Below are 19,828 nucleotides of genomic sequence, written 5' to 3'. Positions count from 1 at the left end.
CTTGGCCGAGCGGCCTTGGGCTTTGCGTGACGAGAGTGAATAGACGGCATCGATGATTTTTTGGCTGATCGCAGCGGCCATGACCGCCGGCATTGTTCTCGTGATCCTCTATCCCGTGCTGTTTCCGGCTGGCACGGCCGCTCGCACGCGCGCCGAGCATGATGTCGAGGTCTATCGCGCCCAGCTGTCCGAACTCGAGACCGATGTCGAGCGCGGCACCTTGTCGAGCGAGGAGGCCGAGACGGCCCGCGCCGAGATTGCCCGACGCCTTCTGAAGGCTGATGCCGCGGCAAGTGCCGGCGCGCTAAAGGGCACGGCCGGTGCGCGCTGGCCTCTCGCCGTCGCCGCGGTGATGGCGCTCGGTGTCCCTATTCTGTCGGTGGCCGCCTATGGGATGTTCGGTGCGCCTGGCCTTCAGGACTACCCCTTATCCGCACGCGCGGTTCCGGGCGGCGGCCCTTCGATCAATCCCGAGGTCGATCAGCTTCTGGCCGCAGCCGAAGCCCGGCTCGCGGAAAACCCCGACGACGGCCAGGGCTGGAACGTCATCGCGCCCATTTATCTGCGCATGGGCCGCACGGACGACGCCGTCGACGCTTTCCAGAAAGCAATATCCCTGCTGGGGACGAATGCGGCGCGCGAGGGTGGTCTTGGCGAGGCACTCGTTCAACAAGCGGGCGGCGAAGTGACCGAGGAGGCGCGCCAGGCCTTCGAACGCTCCCTGAAGGACAATCCAGATTATCTCCCGTCCCGCTTCTTCCTTGCGCTCGATCTTTCGCAGGAAGGCCGGAACGAAGAGGCTGCGACTGCGTGGCAGAGCCTGATTGAGGCGAGCCCTGAAAACGCGCCCTGGATGAACATAGCCCGTGCGGGCCTTGCCGACTCCCGCCAGAAAGCGGGTCTGTCTCCGCTGCCGGAGAGCGATCTTGCGGCGAGCAGCGCAGCCGACGTGACAAGCACGTCTCGGCCTTCGCAAGCCCCAAGCGTGCCGGGGCCGACCGCAGAACAGATGGCCGCGGCCTCCGGCATGAATGCCGGGGACCGCCGGGCCATGATCGAGGGCATGGTGTCGCAACTGGCCTCGAAGCTTGCGCAGAACCCTGATGATGCGGAAGGTTGGATGCGCCTCATTCGCTCTTATTCCGTTTTGGGCGAGCCGAAAAAGGCCTCCGACGCGCTTGCCAGGGCGCTTGGGGCGATGGGCGACAATGAGAACGCCCGGTCCGAGATCGCCGCTCTCGCAAGATCTCTCGGCGTCGAGCCGACGCAGGAAGGACAGACCCCATGACGCGCAAGGGCAAACGTCTCAGCTTCATCGGCGGCATTCTCGCCGTTATCGGTCTTGCCGCCGGCCTCGTTCTGACCGCGCTGTCGGACTCGGTCGCCTATTTCAATTCGCCGACCGACATCGTCTCCAAGACGCCATCGCCCGGCCAGCGCATCCGGCTCGGCGGTATGGTCGAGGATGGCAGCGTGATTCGCGGGGGCAGGGAGACGATCACCTTCCGCGTGACCGATACGGTCGAAAGCGTGCCGGTGACCTATACCGGCATCCTTCCGGACCTTTTCCGGGAAGGGCAGGGCGTCGTAGCGGAAGGCACGCTCGGGCCGGACCATGTCTTCCTTGCCGATACTGTCCTTGCCAAGCATGATGAGAACTACATGCCGAAGGAAGTTGTCGACGATCTGAAGGCGCGTGGTCTTTGGGACCACGACAAGTCCGCCCCGAAGGCCGCGACGCCCGAAGCCGCCATGACGGGAGTGGGCTCATGATCGTCGAACTCGGCCATTACGCCCTGATCCTCGCCCTCTCCGTCAGCCTCGTCCAATCGGTCGCGCCGCTGATCGGCGCACGGATCGGGGACAAGCGTTTGATGGATATCGGGCCGGTGACGGCGAGCGCGGGCTTTCTGCTTCTCGCCTTTTCCTTCTCGGCGCTCACCGCCGCTTATGTCACCTCGGACTTCTCCGTGCTCAACGTCTTCGAGAATTCCCATTCGCTGAAACCCATGATCTTCAAGATCTCCGGCGTCTGGGGCAATCACGAAGGTTCGATGCTGCTCTGGGTCTTGATCCTCGCCTTCTTTGGCGCGCTGGTCGCCACCTTCGGGCGCGATCTGCCGCCGAGCTTGAAGGCCAATGTGCTGGCGGTCCAAGCCTGGGTGCTGACGGCTTTCCTCGCCTTCATTCTTCTGACCTCCAACCCCTTCACGCGCATCTTTCCAGTGCCTTTCGAGGGCCAGGATCTCAATCCGATCCTTCAGGATATCGGTCTCGCGATCCATCCGCCGCTGCTTTATCTCGGCTATGTGGGCTTCTCGATCGCGTTCTCCTTCGCCGTCGCCGCGCTTATCGACGGGCGGATCGATGCGGCCTGGGCGCGTTGGGTGCGGCCCTGGACTTTGGCGGCCTGGATCTGCCTGACGCTCGGTATCGCTATGGGCTCCTATTGGGCCTATTACGAGCTCGGCTGGGGCGGCTGGTGGTTCTGGGATCCGGTCGAAAACGCCTCCTTCATGCCCTGGCTTTCGGGAACGGCGCTGCTCCATTCGGCTCTTGTCATGGAAAAGCGCTCGGCCCTGAAGGTCTGGACCATTCTTCTGGCGATCCTGACCTTTTCTCTCTCCCTGCTCGGCACATTTCTCGTGCGTTCGGGCGTCCTCACGTCCGTGCATGCCTTTGCGACCGATCCGACGCGCGGCGTTTTCATCCTCGCAATTCTCTGCATCTTCATCGGCGGTTCGCTGGCGCTTTTCGCCTTCCGCGCCTCCGCGCTGGAATCGGGCGGGCTGTTCCAGCCGGTCAGCCGGGAAGGGGCCTTGGTTCTCAACAATCTCTTCCTGACCACGGCGGCCGCGACCGTTCTCGTGGGCACGCTCTATCCGCTGGTTCTGGAAATGGCGACCGGCGCCAAAATCTCGGTCGGGGCGCCCTTCTTCAACTTGACCTTCGGTCCCCTGATGCTGCCGCTTCTCTTCGCGGTGCCCTTCGGACCGTTGCTCGCTTGGAAGCGCGGCGATCTCGCCGGGGCGACGCAGCGGCTCTATTGGGCGATCGGCGCGGCGCTGGGCGGTGCGATTATCGTTCTGGCACTGACGCGAGGCACTGAGATTCTCGCCGCTTTCGGCGTCGCCCTGGCGGTGTGGCTGATGGTCGGCAGTTTTGCCGATCTCGGCCAGCGGGCGGGCTTCCGCAAAGCCGGCCTGGCGACCGGATTCAAGCGCCTGAAAGGTCTGCCGCGCTCGGCTTTTGGCACAACGCTCGCCCATTTCGGCCTCGGCGTCACCGTTCTCGGCATTGTCTGCGTCTCGGCCTTCCAGACCGAAGTCGTCACGGCCATGTCGCCGGGAGAGACGCGTGAGTCGGGCGGCTATTCCGTCCGCTTCGATTGCATGAGCGAGCGGCAGGGGCCGAACTATACGGAAGAGGTCGGCAATTTCACGCTGTTGCGCGATGGGACGAGCGTCGACACCATGGAGAGCGCTCGACGCCTCTACACCGCCCGTCAGATGCCGACGACGGAAGCCGGCATCCGCACGGAGTGGTTCTCGCAGCTCTATATCTCGTTGGGGGATTCGGAGGCGAATGGCGGGGCGACGGTCGTTCGCATCTGGTATAAGCCGCTCGTCACCTTCATATGGATCGGCGCGATCTTCATGGCTCTCGGCGGCTGTGTTTCGTTGGCCGACCGGCGCTTGCGCGTCGGCGCGCCTGGGCGCCGGCGTGCTCCGACGGCGGTTGGAGCGAAGGCGGCCGGCGCATGATGATCCGCAACGCTCTCGTCTCTCTCGGCCTCGCACTCGCCTTTGCGTTGGCGGCACCGGTCATGCCGACCCTCTTTGCGAGTGAGGCCTTTGCGGTCGAGCCGGACGAGGTGCTGGACGATCCGGCCCTCGAAGCCCGCGCGCGGGAGCTTTCGTCCGGTCTGCGCTGCCTCGTCTGCCAGAACCAGTCGATCGACGATTCCAATGCCGAGCTCGCCAAGGATCTGCGGGTGCTCGTTCGCCAACGGCTGGAAGCCGGCGATTCAGATCAAGAGGTCATCGACTATCTGGTCTCGCGCTATGGCGAATTCGTGCTGTTGAGGCCGCGCCTGGAGATCGGCACCATCGCGCTCTGGGCTACGCCCATCGTCGTGCTTCTCGCGGGGATCGGCTATGCGGCGTTTTCGGCCCGGGGGCGCCGCGCGAACAAGGAGCCTCAGAAACTGACAGCTGAGGAACAGGAAGCGCTGGCACGAGTCCTGAAAGACGGCTGATCCGTGTCTCTTCAAGGACGGCCGACATTGCCGGCCGCCCATGTCGCAAAGCCTGAGAGGCTTGCGAATGCGCTGCCTCACATCGGGATCGGATAGCGCCGATAGACCTCCTGGATATCGGCCATCACCTCGTCCGAAAGCGTGACGTCCGCCGCGCCGATGGCAAGGTCGAGCTGCTCCATGGTGGTGGCGCCGATGATCACCGACATCATGAAAGGCCGGGTCAGGCAGAAGGCGATCGCCATCTGGGCCGGATCAAGCCCATGCTTCCTGGCGATTGCCACATATTCGTCGGCGACGGGAAGTGCGTAAGGGTGGTCGAGGCGGCCGCCAAGTCCCTGATTGATCGAAGCTCGTGACCCTTCCGGCATGGCGCCGCCGGAATATTTCCCGGTCAGAAGTCCCGCCGCCAGCGGCGTATAGGCCAGGAGCCCCACATCCTCGCAGATCGCCGTTTCCGCCAAGTCCAGATCGAAATAGCGGCACATCAGGCTGTATTCGTTTTGGATCGAAGCCGGGCGCGGCAGGCCGTTTGCCTCGGCAAGGGCGCAAAAACGCGTCGTGCCCCAGGCCGAGTCGTTCGACAGGCCGAAATGCTTCAGCTTTCCGGCCTTCTGGAGATCGGCGACCGTCTGAAGAATCTCCAGCATCTCGTCATTGGCCTGATTGGCATCGATGCCGCTCGGATCATAGCTCCAGGACTTGCGGAAATGATACGAGCCGCGATTGGGCCAATGCAGCTGATAGAGATCGACGGTATCGGTCTTTAGTCGCTTGAGGCTCGCCTCGATGGCCTCTGTCATCGTGGCGCGGGAAATCCGGGCGCCGTCGCGCACCTTCATATTGCCTTCGCCGGTGATCTTGGTGGCGAGGACGACCTTGTCGCGATTGGCGGGCTTGGCGAGCCAGGTGCCGATATACTCTTCGGTTCGGCCGACGGTCTCCTCCTTCATCGGCGTCGTCGGATACATCTCCGCCGTATCGATGAAGTCGACCCCGCGCTCGACTGCACGGTCGAGCTGGGCATGGGCTTCGGCCTCGCTGTTCTGGCTGCCGAAGGTCATGGTGCCGAGGCAGATTTCGCTGACGGACAGGCCTGTCCGGCCGAGCGGTCGGTGTTTCATGGTCACTCGCTTGATTGCCGTGAGGCGGGGGCTCCGCCGGGGTGGGTGAGTCGGCGGGCAAGTTAGTGGGCATGCCGCGCTGCATCAAGCGAGCGTGAGCTTATGGAACCGCAGCATTGCGATCCGCGCTCAATAGGCGTAAGGGCCCAGCCAAACGCCCCCTCATTCCGCGACAACCGCCGGAGGCCCCCATGCCTCAGACAACGACCGTTCCCGGAACGGTGACCAAGCCGAAGGTCGAGCGCCCCCGGCGCTATAAGGTCATCCTCCTCAATGACGACTACACGCCGCGCGAATTCGTCGTGCTGGTCTTGAGAGCCGTCTTCCGTCTCAACGACGATCAGGCGCAGGTCGTCATGGTCACGGCCCATCAGAAGGGCGCCTGCGTCGTCGCGGTCTTCCCCAAGGATGTCGCCGAAACCAAGGCGAGCGAGGCGACGGATCTCGCCAAGGCCGAAGGCTATCCGCTTCTCTTCTCCACCGAGCCCGAAGACTGATTTCGAGGCGCCGCGGTTTCGTCTCGCAAGAATGGTCTTGGCCCTCGGGGCAGCTGACCGGTCGCTTGAAGCGACCAGCCCGCTGCGGTCTTCATCTGACGGACGCCGACATCCCGTTCAGTGCTGGTGCTCGTGGGTTTCGCCCGAGACGTCATGCCCGGTTGCGCCGTGGTCGATCATCGTTTCGCCCTTGCCGGCCATTCCCGACGATTTTGCCCCGACAGCCTCGGCGGCGAGCTCCACATTGACCGTTTCGCCATTGGCGAATGTCAGTGTCAGCGGCACCTTATCGCCTTCGGCAATGCTCTTCTTCAGCCCAGTCATCATGATGTGATAGCCGCCCGGCTCCAAGGTGACGGTCTCGCCGGCGGGAATATCCAGCCCATTTTCAAGCGCCTGCATCTTCATGACGCCGTCCTGCATGGACATTTCATGGATTTCGACGCCCTCAGAGAGGGGCGATGAGCCGCCGACGAGGCGGGCCGGCTCTTTGCCGGAATTGGTGAAGCTCATATAGGCGCCGGCCACCTTGGCGTTCGGCAGGGTCGCGCGTGTCCAGGGATGGCCGATCGCGACCTCGCCCATCTTGTATTCGTGGGCGCTTGCGGCGCCGGTCAGGGCGATGGCGGCCGAAAGGGCGGTGAAGGTCAAAGCGGCGCCGAGGCCGCGAAACAGGGTGGTCATTGGAAGGTCTCCGTTCAATGGGGATGGTCTGGCCGGGCGCATGTCGCAAGAGGGCGGCAGGCGCGGTCTTGGCGATGTCAGACACGAACGGAGGGTGGAGGACGTGCCTTTTGCTGGCCGGGGCCAAAAGCAGGCGATGGGACCGGGGCGGGGTACTCCGCGAGCGGGCCGGCCCGGGTGTGGGGCGCCTGGACAGCCGTCGCCCCGCTCTCGATCAAGGCGGAGGAGGCGACCCCGGCACATGCGAGAGCGCAAGTCTCGACGCAGCAGTCGGGGTCCATCGGGGCGCCCGGCTGTTCGTTGCGGACTGAGGCATCTTGCGTCGGCGGCCGACCATGACACCGGACCTGTGCGAGGTCGGCGGCGGCGGAGACTGGCGTCAGGGGCCCGAAAGTGTCTCTCTGACAGCCCAAGGCAGAAGCGGCGCCTTGCAGGAGGAACAGCTCCAACAGGATCACCGCGAGGGCAAGGCTCGCCGATCGATCGTGAAGGAGGTGTCGGAAGAGCCGCATGGCTGCGAGATTTAGCCGGCCGATGCCCGCTTGTCACCAAGGCCGAGCGCCTTGCCCTCTTGCGAAGGTGAACGGGATCTTGTGGTCAGTCGCCCGAACGGGATGCGACAGGCTCACAAATGCGGCCGCTTGATCATCCGTTCGCAAAGGGCTTCGCAGCCCTTCGGCCGGCTCGCGACCACCGCGACGCGGTATCCGAGCTTCTCGACCCGGATGGCGTCGGCAACCGCCGACTTGATGGCGCTGCGTCGATTGTCGAAGCCGCCATGGGATTCTCCACCGAACATGACCGCCCAGGCTGCGCCGTCGGGTTCTATGCGATATTCCAGGGGATAGAGCGACATCTTGATGCTCCTTGGCCTCGTCTGTTGGACGAAGCGGTCCTCTGCCTCTGAGGGCCGATGATGAGGCAGAGGACCGCCGCAGCCTCCCGAACCTGCTATCGAGACGCTGCTATGAGAAAGCAGGCTCCGTTTTCCGCTCGATCAATGCACCATGAAGAGCGGCAGACGGCTGGTCTCCAGAAGTTCGCGGGTGACGCCCCCGAGGATCATCTCGCGAAGCCGCGAATGGCCATAGGCGCCCAGCACGATGAGGCCGGCTCCGACGATCTGCGCCTGATCGAGAATGCCTTCCGCTGGATGCTTCCAGCGCGGCACGTGCCGCACCTCCACATTGACGCCGTGGCGGGCCAGATGTCTCGCCGTATCGGCTGCGGGCTCACGGTGGCGCTCTTCGTCCGATCCGTTCTCCGCGATCGAGACGAGAACCACCTGGCTCGCCCGTTGAAGAAGCGGCAGCGCGGCGGCGATCGCCCGGGCGCATTCGGGCGTATCGCGCCAGGCAATCAGCACGGTCTCGAGTTCGCCGAGCTCCGCCGCCTCTTTCGGCACGATCAGCGCCGCCGAGCCCGCATTGAACAATACGCCTTCCAGAACCGGCGTCATCATGACGTCGTTCTTGCCCGGCTGAGCGATGGCGAAGAGGTCGGTCGCCCGGGCCAGGCGCGCGGTCGCCTCGATAAAGTCGAGCGCCACGCCGTCGACGCGGCGCAGATCGCTGCGCAGTCCAGTCCCGTCCAGACGCTCCTTGGCCTTGGCGAAGAGAGCATTGCCGGTTTCCGTGCCGCGCCGCCTGAGGTCGGCGGCCAAGGCATCGACGCCGGGCGCGGCGACTGCCGGTGGGGCCGGGATATGGTTGGTCAACAGCCCTTCCAAATGGGCGCCGAACATCTCTCCGAGTTTGGCGGCTGCCGAGACGACCGCCGCGTCGCTTTCGGTGCCGGTCACATGGACGCCGAGATCGGCAAAGCGATGGGCGGTCTTCCTCGCGCCCTCTTGACGGGGCTCCTGTCGATCGTCCGGCAGGACTTCGTTCATCACGCTCTGGTTCATGGTCATCTCCCATTCACTCTTTGTGAAGCGGCGCGAGGCATTCGCGTCTTGAGAGGCACCATCGGACGATCACCGGTCGCCGTCCTTGATCGGGATCAATTCTAGGCGTGCTTTCATAAGCCTTTCGTATGGTCCGATCCGTCCGCGTTTCCGGCTCTTGCATCGAAGCGCGAATCGGGCAATGGTATGATCATTGAGAATTTACGCGGTCTGGGAGGCCTCGGCCGGACACAGCTCCGCCTTGCCGAGGGTGCGGACTTCGAGAGCGATTTCTGTCCCGGGCGGCACTCTTCGCGGACAAAGTTTCGCCGCGACGTCGCCAAGGGTTCAGCCCTTGCGGATGGAAGCGTTTGATGGGCTTGGGAGGGCCTGCGACATTTGAGCGAAGGCTTGGCACCGAAGCGGACGAACCGCTCCATCGCGCTTTCGGGCGAACTCGGCGCGCAGATCGCCGATGGTCGCCTGAAGGCCGGTGACAGTCTGCCGACCGAAGCCGAATTGTCGCGCCAGTATGGCGTTTCGCGAACGGTGGTTCGGGAGGCGGTCCGGCTTTTGGCAGCCAAAAGCCTCGTCTCAGTCGGTCCGAAGGTGGGAACACGTGTCCAGGCCGAGCATGAATGGAACATGCTCGATGTCGATGTGATGCAGTGGCACCTGAAGGCCGAGCGACGGCAACCTTTCGTCGAGGCGCTTTATGAAATGCGCCTGGTCAACGAACCTGCGGCCTCGCGGCTCGCGGCGCGCCGTATGGCGGCATCCGATTGCCAAAGGCTGCGCGAGGCGCTCGGCGGCATGCGGGACAATCCGCGTGGCTCGCAGGAACTGATCGCGGCCGATATATCCTTTCATCGTATCATTCTGGAAGGGAGCGGAAACCCGCTCCTGCGCTCGCTCGGTGCCTTGATCGAAAAGAGCTTGTCGATCTCCTTTTCCCTCTCCTGGCGTCAAAATCCGCAATTGGAGACCGTTCGCCAGCACGAGCGGGTCTGCGATGCGATCTGTGCCGGCGACGAGGAGGCATCCGAACTCTTTATGCGACGCCTGATCGAAAGCGCCTTCAACGACGTGATGAGCGCCCTTTACGCCGAGGATCACGGCCTCGGCGGGAGCGACGGGCGGCACCAGACACCTGATCGACCCGCCGGATGGCGGGGCGAGGCACGGGCGCCGGCATGACGCCGGATCTCGTGCCAGTCGACATCTTCAACGGGAGACGGAGGAAACCCTCAGATGAAACTTATGAAGCGCCTGGCGATCGCCGCTGCGGCCGTCGCAGTGTTTTCGGCCGGTCCGGTCGTAGCGCAGGATAAGGGCACCGTCGGCATCTCCATGCCGACCAAGTCCTCGGCGCGCTGGATCGACGACGGCAACAACATGGTCAAGCAGTTCCAGGACGCGGGTTACGACGCGGATCTGCAATATGCCGAGGACGACATTCCGAACCAGCTCGCACAGGTCGAGAACATGGTGACGAAGGGCGTCGACGCTCTGGTGATTGCGGCCATCGACGGCACGACGCTTTCCAACGTGCTCGCCAATGCGGCCGCGTCGGGCATTCCGGTGATCGCCTATGACCGCCTGATCCGCGATTCCGGCGATGTCGACTATTATGCGACCTTCGACAACTTCCAGGTCGGCGTTCTCCAGGGCGAGTCCCTCGTCCAGGGTCTCAAGGAGCGCTTCCCCGACGCCGAGAGCTGGAATGTGGAGCTCTTCGGCGGCTCGCCGGACGACAACAACGCCTACTTCTTCTACAACGGTGCGATGAGCGTGCTTCAGCCGCTGATCGACGAGGGCAAGATCAAGATCCCGTCCGGTCAGACCGGCATGGATACGGTCGGCACCCTGCGCTGGGACGGCGCGGTCGCTCAGGCCCGCATGGACAACCTTCTGTCGGCCAACTACACCGGCGACAATCAGGTCAACGGCGTTCTGTCGCCCTATGACGGCCTGTCCATCGGCATCATCTCCTCGCTGAAGGGCGTCGGCTACGGCTCGGGCGACATGAAAATGCCGATCATCACGGGTCAGGACGCGGAAGTCCCCTCGGTCAAGGCGATCGAGCGCGGCGACCAGTATTCCACCATCTTCAAGGACACCCGTGAGCTCGCTCGCGTCACCGTGCAGATGGTCAATGCGGTGCTGGAAGGCGGCGAGCCGGAGATCAACGACACCGAGACCTATGACAACGGTGTCAAGGTCGTTCCGTCCTACCTCCTGAAGCCGCAGCTGGTGACCAAGGACAATATCGAGAGCACGCTCGTCGATAGCGGATACTACACGGCCGACCAGCTGAAATAAGACGACGATTCAAGAAGCCGGGGCGGGCATCCCGCCCCGGCCTTTCGATCGCTCATCCACTGATTGAGACATATGGCTGATGTCCGTCCAGAGAGTATCCGGGCGGATCGATGCGAGGGCGCCATTCGATGCAACCCATTCTGGAAATGCGGGGGATCACCAAGACGTTTCCGGGCGTCAAGGCCCTCGACAACGTGAATCTCAAGGTCGCCGAAGGCGAGATTCATGCGCTGTGCGGAGAAAACGGCGCGGGCAAGTCGACCCTGATGAAGGTCCTGTCGGGCATCTATCCTCATGGCTCCTATGAGGGCGACATCTTCTTTCGCGGCGACGAATGCCGCTTTGCCGGCATCCGGGATTCCGAGAAGCTCGGCATCATCATCATTCACCAGGAACTGGCGCTCATTCCGCTGCTGTCGATCGCCGAGAACATCTATCTCGGCAATGAGCGAGCCGCAAAGGGCATCATCGATTGGTCGGATACCTTTGAGCGGACCGAAGAGCTCTTGAAGCGCGTCGGGCTGAAGGAAAGCCCAAAGGAGCTGATCACCAATCTCGGCCTCGGCAAGCAGCAGCTCGTCGAGATCGCCAAAGCGTTGTCGAAGGAGGTCAAGCTCCTCATTCTCGACGAGCCGACCTCTTCGCTGAACGAGAAGGATTCGGCGGCGCTTCTCGATCTGCTTCTCGAATTCAAGGCACGCGGCATCGCCTCGATCATGATCTCCCACAAGCTGAACGAGATCGCCCGCGTCGCCGATTCCATCACCGTCTTGCGCGACGGCGCCTCGGTCTCGACGCTCGATTGCGAAGGTGGCCAGGTCTCCGAGGACGACATCATTCGCGACATGGTCGGCCGTTCCATCGAGGACCGCTATCCGCCGCGAACCCCGAAGATCGGCGAGACCGTCTTCGAGGTGAAGAACTGGAGCTGCGAGCATCCGCTCCATTCCGGGCGTAAAGTGGTCAAGGACGTCTCCTTCCATGTGCGTGCCGGCGAGGTGGTCGGTATTGCGGGGCTGATGGGGGCTGGGCGCACCGAACTCGCCATGAGCCTCTTCGGCCGCTCCTATGGCAAGAACGCGCAAGGCGAGGTTCTCGTCCATGGCCGGCCCGCCGACACCTCCACGGTCTCGCGGGCCATCGCATCGGGCATCTGCTACGTCACCGAGGATCGCAAGGGCTACGGCCTCGTCCTCGACGAGCCGATCCGCCGCAACATCCCGCTCGCCAATCTCTCCGGCATCTCCAACGGCCTCGTCATCGACGAAGCCAGGGAAATTGCGATCGCCAACGACTATCGCGACCGCATGCGGATCAAGTCGTCGAGCATCGGCCAGGAATGTATCAATCTGTCGGGCGGCAATCAGCAGAAGGTCGTCCTGTCGAAATGGCTCTTCGCCGACCCTGAGGTGCTGATCCTCGACGAGCCGACCCGCGGCATCGATGTGGGCGCGAAATACGAAATCTATTCGATCGTCAACGAACTGGCCGCGCAGGGCCGGGCGGTGATCGTCATCTCGTCCGAAATGCCTGAGCTCCTAGGCATGTCGGACCGGATCTATGTGATGAACGAGGGGCGCTTCGTCGGCGAGATGCCGACGAGCGAGGCCTCCCAGGAAAAGATCATGGCGACCATCATTCGGTCGTCCGGCAAGGCGTGAGGAAAAGAGGCATGTCCCAACAAGCCACCAACGACGTCGCCATGGCCGGTGCAAGCGGGGGCGGGTCGAGCAGTCTCGCCTTCCTGCGCCGCCATATGCGCGAATACGGCATTCTGATCGCCCTTGTGGTGATCATGGCCTTCTTCCAGATCGCCACGGACGGCATCTTGTTGAAGCCCATCAACGTGACCAATCTGGTGCTCCAGAACAGCTATATCGTCATCATGGCGGTCGGCATGCTGCTGGTCATCGTCTCCGGCAATATCGACCTGTCGGTTGGCTCGGTGCTCGGTTTCGTGGGCGCCCTGGCGGCCGTCATGATCGTCGAGTGGGACGTCAACTATGTGTTGGCCAGCATCGTCTGCCTTGCCGTCGGCGGCATCATTGGCGCGGCGCAGGGCTATTGGGTCGCCTATTGGAAAATCCCGTCCTTCATCGTGACGCTCGCCGGCATGCTCGTTTTCAAGGGGCTGACCTTGTGGCTTCTTGCGGGCCAATCGGTCGGCCCGTTCCCGGCGAATTTCCAGCTTTTGTCCTCGGGCTTCCTGCCGGACGTCATCAATGTGCGGGGCTTCCACCTCGTCTCGACGCTGCTCGGCGCCTTCATCGCGGCGATGATCCTGTTCTTCTCGCTGCGCAATCGCTTCCGCGCTCGCGGCACGTCCCATGACGACGAGCCCTTCGCCTTCTTCATCGCCCGCACGCTGCTGATCGTCATCGCGGTGCTCTACCTCACCTGGGTTCTGGCGACCTTCCGCGGCTTCCCGAATGTGATGATCGTCATGGCGCTTCTGATGGGCATCTACGCTTTCATCACGTCGCGGACGACCATCGGCCGGCGCATTTACGCCATCGGCGGCAATGAGAAGGCGGCCAAGCTTTCCGGCATCAACACCGAGCGGCTGACCTTCCTGACCTTCGTCAATATGGGCGTCCTCGCCGCACTGGCCGGCCTCGTCTTCGCCGCGCGTCTCAACACGGCGACTCCGAAGGCGGGCCTAGCCTTCGAGCTCGATGTCATCGCGGCCGTCTTCATTGGCGGCGCCTCCATGGCCGGCGGTGTCGGCACAGTGGTCGGCGCGGTCATCGGTGCCTTCATCATGGGCGTGATGAACAACGGCATGTCGATCCTCGGCATCGGCATTGACTATCAGCAGGTCATCAAGGGCCTCGTCCTGCTGCTCGCCGTCATCTTCGACGTGGTGAACCGCTCGCGCGCCGCCTGACGCATCGCGTCGGCCTCTTAAAGTCGTCTCGGCCCGCCTCGGCGGGCCGAATTCCATTCTTGATAAGGGATCGCCTCTCCATGCCCCCCATTCGTCTCGGCCTCGTCGGTGTCGGCAAGATTGCCCGCGATCAGCATTTTCCGGCCATTGCGGCAACCGAGGGGATTGAACTGGCCGCCGTCGCCAGCCGCTCCGCCTCGCTTGAGGAGGTGCCGAGCTTCGCCTCCCAGAGTGAGATGCTAGCCGGCGCGGAAATCGACGCCGTCGCGCTCTGCACACCGCCCCAGGTGCGCCATGAGTTGGCGCTCGAAGCTCTTAAAGCCGGCAAGCATGTGATCCTGGAAAAGCCGCCCGGCGCGACTTTGAGCGAAATGGACGATCTCGTCGCAGCGGCCAAGGCCGAAGGCGTATCACTTTTTGCCACTTGGCATTCGCGCTTCTCGCCGGCCGTCGAACCGGCGACCGAATGGCTTTCGGCCCGCCGTGCCAAAAAGGTCCGGATCGTCTGGAAGGAGGATGTGCGGCGCTGGCATCCGGGCCAGGACTGGATCTGGGAGCCCGGGGGGCTCGGCGTCTTCGATCCAGGGATCAATGCCCTGTCGATCGCGACGGCCATTCTGCCCCAGCCTTTCTTCCTGACGAAGGCGGCGCTCACTTTCCCCGAGAACCGGCAGGCGCCGATCGCCGCCGATCTCGCCTTCACCGACGCCACCGGTGTCGATTTTACCGCCGAATTCGACTGGCGCCAGGAAGGCCCGCAGACCTGGGATATTACGATCGAGACCGACGATGGCGGACGTCTGGCCCTGTCGGAGGGCGGGAAGAAGCTCATTCTCAATGATCAGCCGACCGTCGATGCGCCGGATGCCGAATATCGCGGGATCTATGCCCATTTCGTCGATCTCGTCGGCTCCCAGCGCTCGGATGTGGATGTCTCGCCGCTCCGCCATGTGGCGGACGCCTTCATGCTCGGCCATAGGCAGATCACCGAGCCGTTCTTCGACGATGGAGGAAAGGCCTGATGGCCGTCAGCCTCACTCGTCGCTCCTTCGGCCAGCTTTCGACAGGCGAGGACGTCGCCGCCTTCGATCTGTCACGCGACGGAATCTCCATCACCGTCATGAGTTTCGGCGCGGCGCTGCAGGCGGTTCGGGTGCCCGATGCGCAAGGCCGGAGCGAAGACGTGACCCTCGGCTATGACGATCTCTTCCAATATGAGCGCGTGCCGCAGCATTTCGGCGTCAGCGTCGGGCGCTTTGCCAATCGCATCGCCAAGGGGCGCTTCACTCTCGACGGCAAGACCTACGAGTTGGAGACGAATAACGGGCCGAACCATCTTCATGGCGGCTCGTCGGGTTTCGGCATGCGCAATTGGCGCGTGGACGGCCATGGCGAGGCGCCGAATCCCTTCGTGGTCTTCGCGCTGACGAGCCCGGACGGCGACGCGGGCTATCCCGGCAAGGTCGAAGCACGCGCCCGCTATGATCTGACGGCGACAGGCGAGCTGACCCTCACCTATGAGGCGACGACCGACGCTCCGACGATCGTCAATCTGACGAACCATGTCTATTTCAATCTCGGCGGTCCCGCCGCGGGCGACGTTCTCGACCATGAGGTGACGATCGCGGCCGAAACCTATCTTCCGACCGACAAGACCGCGATCCCGACCGGCGAGCGACGACCCGTCCTTGGAACGCCATTCGATTTTCGTGCGCCTCGTTCGATCGCAGAGGGTGTCCGCGATGGGAGCGACGAGCAGATCCGCATCGGCCGAGGCTTCGACCATTGCTACTGCCTCGCTGACAAGCACCGGAAAGAGCCGGTCGGCGCAGTGCGTTTGACGGATCGGCGATCCGGGCGCTGCCTCGATTTTCTGACGACGGCGCCGGGCGTGCAATTCTATAGCGGTAATTTTCTCGACGGGACGGCGGCCGGCAAGAAAGGCCGGATGATCCGCCAGGGAGATGGGCTCTGTATCGAGCCGCAGCTTTTCCCCGACAGTCCCAACCAGCCGGACTTTCCCACCGCGCGTCTCGATCCGGGCGAGACCTTCTCCCAGGTTTCGGTCTATCGTTTCGGAACGCTTTGAAGCGAAGAGCGTCGGCATCGAAGGAGAAAAGGGCGCCATGACTTCTGAAGATATCGCCTATGTGGCCGTCGACTGGGGAACCTCCAGCTTCCGGCTCTGGCTGGTCTCAAAGAACGGTGACGTGCTGCATGAGGAGCGCACGGACGAGGGCATGAGCGTTGCCGCCGAGATCGGCTTCAGCGCAGTCCTCGAAAGCCATCTCGACCGTGACGGATTGTCCGCGCTGACGCCCGTCATTGTCTGCGGCATGGCGGGCGCACGACAGGGCTGGGTCGAGGCGCCCTATGTGGAGACGCCCGCCACCTTGTCTGAAATCGCGGCCAACGCCGTTTCGCCAAAGGACGCCAGACGCGAAGTCCACCTTCTCCCCGGCGTATGCCAGCGCGCCGAGGGCGCCTATGACGTGATGCGCGGGGAGGAAACCCAGCTTCTCGGTCTGGTCCTCTCTGGCCTTGAAGATGGCATCGTGTGCCTGCCCGGCACCCATTCCAAATGGGTGCGGCTGGAAGAGGGACGCATCGCCGCCTTTCGCACCTTCATGACCGGAGAACTCTACGCGCTTCTGTCCGGCCATTCGGTTCTGCGCTACTCCCTCGCGCTCCCTGAGGATTTCGATCAGGTCGCGGACGAGGTCCGCTCTGCGGTCGCTCAAGCGATCGAGAAGCCCGAACAGGCGACCGCCCAACTCTTCTCGCTGCGCGCCGAAGACCTTCTGGCCGACACGTCGAAAGAGCGGCTTGCTGCGCGTCTTTCGGGCCATCTGATCGGGCTCGAAATCGCCGGGGCCAAGGCTTTTGCGGGAAATGCCGGCCTGCAATCGGTCGTCCTCGCAGGCGCCGGTCGGCTCGCGACGCTCTATGGCGCCGCCTTCCAAGCCGCCGGCATCGAGGCACGAACCGTGGACGCCGACGATCTCGCCCGGCGCGGCCTTCATGCCGCTGCAGGGCACCTCTTTCTGAAAGGCTGATCCATGTCTTCGCCACTCACTTCCTCGACGCCCTGGCCACGTCTGAAGCGCAATCTCGTGGCGATCTTGCGCGGCATAAAACCCGACGAAGTTGAGCCGATCGTTGGTGGATTAATCGAAGCCGGTTTCGAGGCGATCGAGATCCCGCTCAATTCGCCGGACCCGTTCCGCTCGATCGAAACTGCCGCGCGCTTGGCGCCAGACGGCGTGCTTATCGGAGCCGGCACCGTCGTCGATACTGGCGATGTGACGCGCCTTGCCGATGTTGGCGGCAGGCTCCTCGTCTCGCCCAATGTTGACACAGGGATCTTGGCCGAAGCCGGAAGGCGCTCGCTTGTCACCATGCCCGGTGTCTTCACGCCGACAGAAGCTTTCACGGCACTGAAAGCCGGAGCATCGGCCCTGAAATTCTTCCCCGCTTCCGTCCTTGGCTCCAAGGGCATTGGTGCCGTTGTGGCCGTTCTGCCGAAGGGCACGATCGTTGGTGCGGTCGGCGGTGTCAGCGAGAGCGATTTTAGCGATTACGCAAGCGTGGGCGTCACCGCCTTCGGCCTCGGCTCCTCGCTCTATAAGCCGGGATTGTCGGCAGGGGAGGTCAAGCGCCGGGCCGAAGCGGCCGTGACGGGGTGGGATGCGGCCTATCCGTCCTGACGGTCGGCTCTCTTGCTTCCCATCCTCGATGTTGCCGCCAGCATAGGTCAAGAAAGGCGAGGGCACGAGCGTGCCGATTGCCGTCCAGATCAGCGCATTACACAAAGGAGTCGCGCGAGGCGTCCGACAATATTGTGCTTCGCAACTTGGACTTAGAGCAGGCCGGCGATTTCGTTGTAGAGCCATCCGCTCTGGGGAGGAAGGAGAATAGAAATGCTGGAATCGGTACCGACGCGCATCGTACATGACGAGCTTCTCGAACTCGGCGAAGGGCCGACCTACGACCCTGAGACCAACACGGCCTTCTGGTTCGATATCATCGGCAAGGGGCTCTACGAGATGCCGCTGGCAAGCGGCAACGTCACCCGACATGACATGCCGGTGATGGCGAGCGAGATCGCGGTGGTCGACGAGGCCACCCAGATTGTCGCCGGGGAGGACGGGCTTTACCTGCGCGAGCGGGACACCGGACGGCTGACACTTCATAAACCGCTGGAAGCGGACCGCCCAGACACCCGCTCCAATGATGGCGGCGTCCATCCCTCGGGCGCGCTGTGGATCGGGACGATGGGTAAGCGTGCCGAGCGGGAAGCGGGCGCCATCTACCATTATCGCGCCGGCACGATCACCAGCCTCTACGCCAATGTCTCGATCCCCAACGCCATCTGCTTTTCGGACGATGGGCGTCTTGCCTATTTTGCCGATACTGCCATCAACAAGCTGATGCGCGTCGACTGCGATCCGGCGACTGGCCTGCCGACCGGCGAGCCGACCGAACTCCACGATCAGGCAGGTGGGCCGGGCGCCCTGGATGGAGCGCTTGTCGCGCGCGACGGGACGATCTGGATTGCCTGTTGGGGTGGCAAATGCCTCATGGTTCTCTCGCCTGAAGGCAAGGTCCTGCGGCGCATCGAAGTGCCGGCGAGCCAGCCGACCTGCCCCGCCTTCATCGGGGAGACGGCCGACAAGATTCTGGTCACGACCGCCCATCAGGGCATGACGCCGGGCGCGCGGGCCGACGATGCGAATGCCGGCCGCACCTTCGTCCTGGAGCCGGGCGTCGCCGGCAAACATCCGCCGAAGGTCGTAATCGGATAGGTGGGGCACCGAAGCCCGCGTCCTTAAATTCCCTCGGCCCAAGCGGTATCGGGTCTAGTCCTGCTGCGTCGGATGGAAACAGCTGACGAAGCGTCGAATGATTGGTCTGACCTTCGAACTCTGCAGACCCGCGATAATTTGCGAAATGACGCAAGAAGGACTGACGGCGAGGGGCTCTCGACGCTTGACCTCGATCCCTCTGCCTACGCCCTCTCAATCCCGCAACCTGAATTCCTCGATGGCGTCTCTATTCGGCGTAAAGCCGATGCCGGGCCGATCGGGGATCACAACGATCCCATCTTCATGCTCGAAAGGCTCGGCGGCGATCGACTGGCGGAAGGGGTTGTGTGTGCGGTCGAATTCGAGGATCGGCTCGATCGGTCTTCGGCGCGGCGGATCGGGCAGAAGGGCGGCGATGAACTGAAGCGAGGCCGCGATCTGCACCGCGGTTCCCCAGACATGGGGCACGAGTCGCACGCCATGCAGCGCCGCCATATCGGCGACGCGGCGCATCTCGGTAAAGCCGCCGACACCGCAAAGATCGGGCTGGGCGATGTCGATGGCGCGCGTCTCGAGCGGCTCCTTGAAGGCAAAGCGGCCATGCCAGGTCTCGCCGCCGGCAACCGGGATCGGCTGGCCTTGGCGCACAGCGCGATAGGCGCCGAGCTGTTCGGGGATCACTGGCTCTTCGAACCAGTCGATGTCGCAATCGGCCGCGCCTTTGCCCAGCTCGATCGCTTCCAGGACGTCATAGCCGTGATTGGCATCGATCATCAGCCGCGCCGCTGGGCCGATCGCCTCGCGCACGGCTTTAATGACGGCGAGATCTTCGGCGACGCCGAACCCGATCTTGATCTTCACCGCATGAAAGCCCGCCGCGATATGGGCGGCGCATTCCTCCGCATTGTCCCGAACCCGGTCGACCCCGTCACGGCGGAAGGAGCCGGTGGCATAGGCCTTGACGCTCTCGCGCATGCGCCCGCCGAGAAGCGCCGAGACCGATACACCGAAGCGCTTGCCCTTGATGTCCCAAAGCGCAACGTCGATCCCCGACAAAGCGGTGACGGCCAGGCCTCGCTGGCCTTGATCGCGGAAAAGATTATAGAGCTCCTGCCAGAGCTTTTCGGTTTCCAGCGGATCGCGGCCGAGAAGCCTCGCCCCATAGGCCTCGACCACCGCCGCATTGAGGCGTGCGGGGCCCAGACACTCGCCCCAGCCGGTCGTTCCGTCGTCGCAGACGATCTCGACCAGACAATGCTGGCGCCGATCGAAGCGCATCGAGGCGCTTTCGAAGGGCGTCTCCAGCCGATGGTCGAGAATATGGGTATGGACGGCGGCGATCTTCATAAGCGGGTCTTTCTTCGCG

20 protein-coding genes are annotated in these 19,828 nt (G+C 63.5%); 15 read left to right on the top strand and 5 right to left on the bottom strand.

Annotated features, from left to right (window positions below; translation table 11 throughout):
- Window positions 1-52: 52 nt before the first annotated feature.
- From ccmI to B9A15_RS07860, 4 genes are read left to right on the top strand one after another with little or no spacing between them, the layout of a single operon-like run.
- Window positions 53-1,288 (top strand): c-type cytochrome biogenesis protein CcmI, encoded by a 1,236-nt coding sequence (gene ccmI, locus B9A15_RS07875; RefSeq protein ID WP_084409499.1) that lies wholly within the window; start codon window positions 53-55, stop codon window positions 1,286-1,288.
- Window positions 1,285-1,773, top strand: a complete 489-nt coding sequence (ccmE, locus tag B9A15_RS07870) for a cytochrome c maturation protein CcmE (protein WP_084409498.1) — start codon at window positions 1,285-1,287, stop codon at window positions 1,771-1,773. The genes ccmI and ccmE overlap by 4 nt, the downstream gene beginning before the upstream one ends.
- Complete coding sequence (locus tag B9A15_RS07865) at window positions 1,770-3,764, top strand: heme lyase CcmF/NrfE family subunit (protein WP_084409497.1); 1,995 nt, start codon at window positions 1,770-1,772, stop codon at window positions 3,762-3,764. Before ccmE ends, B9A15_RS07865 begins: the two co-directional genes overlap by 4 nt.
- The gene (locus B9A15_RS07860; protein ID WP_084409496.1) at window positions 3,761-4,258 is read left to right on the top strand and encodes a cytochrome c-type biogenesis protein; all 498 of its coding nucleotides are present in this window, start codon (window positions 3,761-3,763) and stop codon (window positions 4,256-4,258) included. Before B9A15_RS07865 ends, B9A15_RS07860 begins: the two co-directional genes overlap by 4 nt.
- 77 nt (window positions 4,259-4,335) lie before the next feature.
- Here B9A15_RS07860 and B9A15_RS07855 read toward each other — a convergent pair whose 3' ends face one another.
- Complete coding sequence (locus B9A15_RS07855; RefSeq protein WP_084409495.1) at window positions 4,336-5,382, bottom strand: aldo/keto reductase; 1,047 nt, start codon at window positions 5,380-5,382, stop codon at window positions 4,336-4,338.
- A gap of 191 nt (window positions 5,383-5,573) precedes the next feature.
- Here B9A15_RS07855 and clpS point away from each other — a divergent pair, with 191 nt between their 5' ends.
- Window positions 5,574-5,879 (top strand): ATP-dependent Clp protease adapter ClpS, encoded by a 306-nt coding sequence (gene clpS / locus B9A15_RS07850; RefSeq protein WP_084409494.1) that lies wholly within the window; start codon window positions 5,574-5,576, stop codon window positions 5,877-5,879.
- 117 nt (window positions 5,880-5,996) lie between these two features.
- Here clpS and B9A15_RS07845 read toward each other — a convergent pair whose 3' ends face one another.
- Window positions 5,997-6,563: a copper chaperone PCu(A)C gene (locus B9A15_RS07845; protein ID WP_084409493.1), complete on the bottom strand. Its 567-nt coding sequence runs from the start codon at window positions 6,561-6,563 to the stop codon at window positions 5,997-5,999.
- Between the two features lie 335 nt (window positions 6,564-6,898).
- Here B9A15_RS07845 and B9A15_RS07835 point away from each other — a divergent pair, with 335 nt between their 5' ends.
- Window positions 6,899-7,090 (top strand): hypothetical protein, encoded by a 192-nt coding sequence (locus B9A15_RS07835; RefSeq protein ID WP_084409491.1) that lies wholly within the window; start codon window positions 6,899-6,901, stop codon window positions 7,088-7,090.
- A 98-nt stretch (window positions 7,091-7,188) separates the two neighbouring features.
- Here the strand turns inward: B9A15_RS07835 and B9A15_RS07830 are convergent, their stop codons facing one another.
- Both B9A15_RS07830 and B9A15_RS07825 read right to left on the bottom strand, forming a co-directional pair.
- Window positions 7,189-7,419, bottom strand: coding sequence for a hypothetical protein (locus B9A15_RS07830; RefSeq protein ID WP_084409490.1), 231 nt, complete (start codon window positions 7,417-7,419; stop codon window positions 7,189-7,191).
- Between the two features lie 141 nt (window positions 7,420-7,560).
- Window positions 7,561-8,469, bottom strand: a complete 909-nt coding sequence (locus tag B9A15_RS07825) for a universal stress protein (RefSeq protein WP_170923204.1) — start codon at window positions 8,467-8,469, stop codon at window positions 7,561-7,563.
- 378 nt (window positions 8,470-8,847) lie between these two features.
- Here B9A15_RS07825 and B9A15_RS07820 point away from each other — a divergent pair, with 378 nt between their 5' ends.
- The 9 genes from B9A15_RS07820 to B9A15_RS07780 all read left to right on the top strand — a co-directional run bounded on the left by B9A15_RS07820 (window position 8,848) and on the right by B9A15_RS07780 (window position 18,462).
- On the top strand, window positions 8,848-9,645 hold the full coding sequence (locus tag B9A15_RS07820) for a FadR/GntR family transcriptional regulator (protein WP_244556844.1): 798 nt from the start codon (window positions 8,848-8,850) through the stop codon (window positions 9,643-9,645).
- Between the two features lie 54 nt (window positions 9,646-9,699).
- Window positions 9,700-10,770: a multiple monosaccharide ABC transporter substrate-binding protein gene (gene chvE, locus B9A15_RS07815; protein WP_084409488.1), complete on the top strand. Its 1,071-nt coding sequence runs from the start codon at window positions 9,700-9,702 to the stop codon at window positions 10,768-10,770.
- 128 nt (window positions 10,771-10,898) lie between these two features.
- A complete protein-coding gene (gene mmsA, locus B9A15_RS07810; protein WP_084409487.1) occupies window positions 10,899-12,431 on the top strand; it encodes a multiple monosaccharide ABC transporter ATP-binding protein in 1,533 nt (510 codons plus the stop codon).
- A gap of 41 nt (window positions 12,432-12,472) precedes the next feature.
- Window positions 12,473-13,657, top strand: coding sequence for a multiple monosaccharide ABC transporter permease (gene mmsB / locus B9A15_RS07805; RefSeq protein ID WP_244556856.1), 1,185 nt, complete (start codon window positions 12,473-12,475; stop codon window positions 13,655-13,657).
- An 80-nt stretch (window positions 13,658-13,737) separates the two neighbouring features.
- Window positions 13,738-14,679 carry a Gfo/Idh/MocA family protein gene (locus B9A15_RS07800; RefSeq protein ID WP_084409485.1) on the top strand — a complete coding sequence of 314 codons (942 nt, stop codon included), beginning with the start codon at window positions 13,738-13,740 and terminating at the stop codon, window positions 14,677-14,679.
- The gene (locus B9A15_RS07795; protein WP_084409484.1) at window positions 14,679-15,746 is read left to right on the top strand and encodes an aldose epimerase family protein; all 1,068 of its coding nucleotides are present in this window, start codon (window positions 14,679-14,681) and stop codon (window positions 15,744-15,746) included. The genes B9A15_RS07800 and B9A15_RS07795 overlap by 1 nt, the downstream gene beginning before the upstream one ends.
- Before the next feature lie 37 nt (window positions 15,747-15,783).
- On the top strand, window positions 15,784-16,713 hold the full coding sequence (locus tag B9A15_RS07790) for a 2-dehydro-3-deoxygalactonokinase (protein ID WP_084409483.1): 930 nt from the start codon (window positions 15,784-15,786) through the stop codon (window positions 16,711-16,713).
- A 3-nt stretch (window positions 16,714-16,716) separates the two neighbouring features.
- Entirely contained in the window at window positions 16,717-17,364 is a 648-nt protein-coding gene (locus tag B9A15_RS07785; RefSeq protein WP_084409482.1) for a 2-dehydro-3-deoxy-6-phosphogalactonate aldolase, read from the top strand.
- Window positions 17,365-17,577: 213 nt separating this feature from the next.
- Window positions 17,578-18,462: an SMP-30/gluconolactonase/LRE family protein gene (locus B9A15_RS07780; RefSeq protein ID WP_170923203.1), complete on the top strand. Its 885-nt coding sequence runs from the start codon at window positions 17,578-17,580 to the stop codon at window positions 18,460-18,462.
- A 213-nt stretch (window positions 18,463-18,675) separates the two neighbouring features.
- On the opposite strand, the gene B9A15_RS07775 is transcribed toward B9A15_RS07780, so the two are convergent.
- A complete protein-coding gene (locus B9A15_RS07775; RefSeq protein WP_084409481.1) occupies window positions 18,676-19,809 on the bottom strand; it encodes a mandelate racemase/muconate lactonizing enzyme family protein in 1,134 nt (377 codons plus the stop codon).
- Window positions 19,810-19,828: the final 19 nt, after the last annotated feature.

This window comes from Fulvimarina manganoxydans, from assembly GCF_900176465.1.
In the GTDB taxonomy this organism is placed as follows: domain Bacteria; phylum Pseudomonadota; class Alphaproteobacteria; order Rhizobiales; family Rhizobiaceae; genus Fulvimarina; species Fulvimarina manganoxydans.
The sequence above is the reverse complement of the archived record's forward strand: the minus strand, read 5'-3'. Positions and strand labels throughout refer to the sequence as shown.

Coding starts and splice junctions, on each gene's coding strand:
- B9A15_RS07800 (WP_084409485.1), top strand. CDS start 13,738: ATGCCCCCCATTCGTCTCGGCCTCGTCGGTGTCGGCAAGATTGCCCGC.
- clpS (WP_084409494.1), top strand. CDS start 5,574: ATGCCTCAGACAACGACCGTTCCCGGAACGGTGACCAAGCCGAAGGTC.
- B9A15_RS07775 (WP_084409481.1), bottom strand. CDS start 19,809: ATGAAGATCGCCGCCGTCCATACCCATATTCTCGACCATCGGCTGGAG.
- B9A15_RS07860 (WP_084409496.1), top strand. CDS start 3,761: ATGATGATCCGCAACGCTCTCGTCTCTCTCGGCCTCGCACTCGCCTTT.
- chvE (WP_084409488.1), top strand. CDS start 9,700: ATGAAACTTATGAAGCGCCTGGCGATCGCCGCTGCGGCCGTCGCAGTG.
- B9A15_RS07780 (WP_170923203.1), top strand. CDS start 17,578: ATGCTGGAATCGGTACCGACGCGCATCGTACATGACGAGCTTCTCGAA.
- mmsB (WP_244556856.1), top strand. CDS start 12,473: ATGGCCGGTGCAAGCGGGGGCGGGTCGAGCAGTCTCGCCTTCCTGCGC.
- B9A15_RS07845 (WP_084409493.1), bottom strand. CDS start 6,563: ATGACCACCCTGTTTCGCGGCCTCGGCGCCGCTTTGACCTTCACCGCC.
- ccmI (WP_084409499.1), top strand. CDS start 53: ATGATTTTTTGGCTGATCGCAGCGGCCATGACCGCCGGCATTGTTCTC.
- B9A15_RS07785 (WP_084409482.1), top strand. CDS start 16,717: ATGTCTTCGCCACTCACTTCCTCGACGCCCTGGCCACGTCTGAAGCGC.
- mmsA (WP_084409487.1), top strand. CDS start 10,899: ATGCAACCCATTCTGGAAATGCGGGGGATCACCAAGACGTTTCCGGGC.
- B9A15_RS07865 (WP_084409497.1), top strand. CDS start 1,770: ATGATCGTCGAACTCGGCCATTACGCCCTGATCCTCGCCCTCTCCGTC.
- ccmE (WP_084409498.1), top strand. CDS start 1,285: ATGACGCGCAAGGGCAAACGTCTCAGCTTCATCGGCGGCATTCTCGCC.
- B9A15_RS07830 (WP_084409490.1), bottom strand. CDS start 7,419: ATGTCGCTCTATCCCCTGGAATATCGCATAGAACCCGACGGCGCAGCC.
- B9A15_RS07825 (WP_170923204.1), bottom strand. CDS start 8,469: ATGAACCAGAGCGTGATGAACGAAGTCCTGCCGGACGATCGACAGGAG.
- B9A15_RS07835 (WP_084409491.1), top strand. CDS start 6,899: ATGACACCGGACCTGTGCGAGGTCGGCGGCGGCGGAGACTGGCGTCAG.
- B9A15_RS07855 (WP_084409495.1), bottom strand. CDS start 5,382: ATGAAACACCGACCGCTCGGCCGGACAGGCCTGTCCGTCAGCGAAATC.
- B9A15_RS07795 (WP_084409484.1), top strand. CDS start 14,679: ATGGCCGTCAGCCTCACTCGTCGCTCCTTCGGCCAGCTTTCGACAGGC.
- B9A15_RS07790 (WP_084409483.1), top strand. CDS start 15,784: ATGACTTCTGAAGATATCGCCTATGTGGCCGTCGACTGGGGAACCTCC.